Annotated in this window: 3 protein-coding genes and 1 pseudogene; all 4 read left to right on the top strand. The window is 39.3% G+C overall.

Annotation, left to right across the window (positions count from 1 at the left end):
- Positions 1 to 794: pseudogene (locus CYP51_RS03310) on the top strand (ribonucleoside-diphosphate reductase subunit alpha); the annotation flags it as partial.
- A 36-nt stretch (positions 795 to 830) separates the two neighbouring features.
- Complete coding sequence (locus CYP51_RS03305) at positions 831 to 1,100, top strand: hypothetical protein (protein WP_103624370.1); 270 nt, start codon at positions 831 to 833, stop codon at positions 1,098 to 1,100.
- Between the two features lie 2 nt (positions 1,101 to 1,102).
- Positions 1,103 to 1,288, top strand: coding sequence for a hypothetical protein (locus CYP51_RS03300; protein ID WP_103624369.1), 186 nt, complete (start codon positions 1,103 to 1,105; stop codon positions 1,286 to 1,288).
- On the top strand, positions 1,285 to 1,737 hold the full coding sequence (locus CYP51_RS03295) for a hypothetical protein (protein ID WP_258032779.1): 453 nt from the start codon (positions 1,285 to 1,287) through the stop codon (positions 1,735 to 1,737). The genes CYP51_RS03300 and CYP51_RS03295 overlap by 4 nt, the downstream gene beginning before the upstream one ends.
- The last annotated feature ends 156 nt before the right edge of the window (positions 1,738 to 1,893 follow it).

Below are 1,893 nucleotides of genomic sequence, written 5' to 3'. Positions count from 1 at the left end.
ATCTAAATTTTTATCCACACAAAAAAGTAAAACACACAAACCTAGCTTCTCGCTCGATCGGTCTTGGCGTCATGGGCGAGGCGCAAATGCTAGCTGAGAAAAACGTCAAATGGGGCAGCTATGAGCACTTGGCGCTCATTGATAGCATAATGGAAAACATAAGCTATAATGTGATCTATGCTAGCTCAAATTTAGCCGTAGAAAAGGGCGTCTATCCAAAATTTGAGGGCTCAAAATGGAGCAAAGGCATCATGCCGATAGACACCGCAAACGAGAACGCAAAAGCGCTTTTAAACGACAAAGGTGGGCTATTTGACGAAAATGTCTGCGACTGGGACAAGCTAAGAGAAAAGGTCAAGCGTGATGGTATGAGAAATGGCTACCTAATGGCGATCGCTCCAACTAGCTCTATCTCGATCCTTGTTGGTACTACTCAGACCATCGAGCCAGTCTATAAACGCAAGTGGTTTGAGCACAACCTAAGCGGTATGATCCCAAATGTCGTGCCAAATTTAAGCCCTGATACTTGGCAGTTTTACACGCCAGCTTACGAGCTTGATCAAAGGATCCTCATAAAAGCAGGCGCGATTCGCCAAAAGTGGATCGATCAAGGTCAAAGTTTAAATATATTTATGAGCTTAGACAAAGCAAGCGGCGGATATTTAAGCGAAATTTACACGCTTGCATGGGAGCTTGGACTAAAATCAACCTACTATCTACGCTCTGAAAGCCCAGACAGCGAAAAGCTAAACGACGTGGCCGATCGCTCGATCGAATGCGAGGGTTGTCAGTAGGTAAATTTAGCCTTTGCATGTCACAAAGGATAAAAAATGAGTGAGAAAAGTTTTAAAGAAGAGTTTTTAAAAAGAGGTTTTAACAAAGGCATTAAGAGAGAGCGAAAAAGTGAGCTTGATGATTATATTTTAGATATAAACGAACTCTACGAAGAGGGCTACTCTTTAAAAACGATACACTCTTTTTTAGTAGAAGAGAAAAAGCTAGGTATGAGCCTAGCTACTTTCTCAAGTGCATTTAGAAGATTGCGTAAGAGGAAAGGATTAGATAGCTCGAAAGAGCAAAACAAGAGTAAGGAGGAATAAAAATGCAAGAAAAAGTAAAACAACTAGAAGATAAGAGCGATAAAGTTACTTTTGTTACTGACTTCGAGGGCGAAGAATTTTGCGTTGTTAAAATTCCGCCTGCTCTTGGTTTAAAGCCTGAAATTGTAAAAATGGTTGATTATGAAGAGTTAGAAAAAGAGTTAAATAAAGAAAAGGAGCAAAAATGAAAATTAAAGTATTAGTTATAGCGCTAGTTTTAAGTGCTTTCTCTTTGAGTGTTTTTGCTAAAGTGGATTGCTCTGACCCTAAAAATAGACCTCGAAATATTGCTGGAACACTAATGGGGGGAAAAAAAGAGTGTTATTTAACCGCCGAGCAAGCTAAACGTGATTTAGATTTAACTATTGGACGTAACCCAGTTACTGGAGAGGTTACTTCAAGGGCTAAGCTAGCTGGTGGAGATAATGCCACTATGCGCTTAGAAAACGCTCAAATGAATTACGGCAAAAAGAAATACGAGCTTGAAGAAGCAGAGAAGTTTTATGCTGACGACCCTAGCGTTAAGAATTCTAACCGCCTTGATAAAGCTCGTAAAGCATTTAAAAAAGCGCAACTAGACCTAGAGGCGGCAGAAGAGATAAAAGGTAAGGCTGATACGAGAAAGGTAGAAGAGTAAAGGCGTGATCTTTCTCGCCTTTAACTAGTGATACCTTAAAATTTTTGGTAGGTTTTGTTTATATCACGAGGATTATTTTTTACGTAAATGATAAATGGGATAATGTAGCCATTGAAGATTAAGCCTCCAATGTTGTATTTTTGAAAATATCTATTT

It is taken from the genome of Campylobacter concisus (assembly GCF_002912895.1).
Taxonomy (GTDB): domain Bacteria; phylum Campylobacterota; class Campylobacteria; order Campylobacterales; family Campylobacteraceae; genus Campylobacter_A; species Campylobacter_A concisus_G.
The sequence above is the reverse complement of the archived record's forward strand: the minus strand, read 5'-3'. Positions and strand labels throughout refer to the sequence as shown.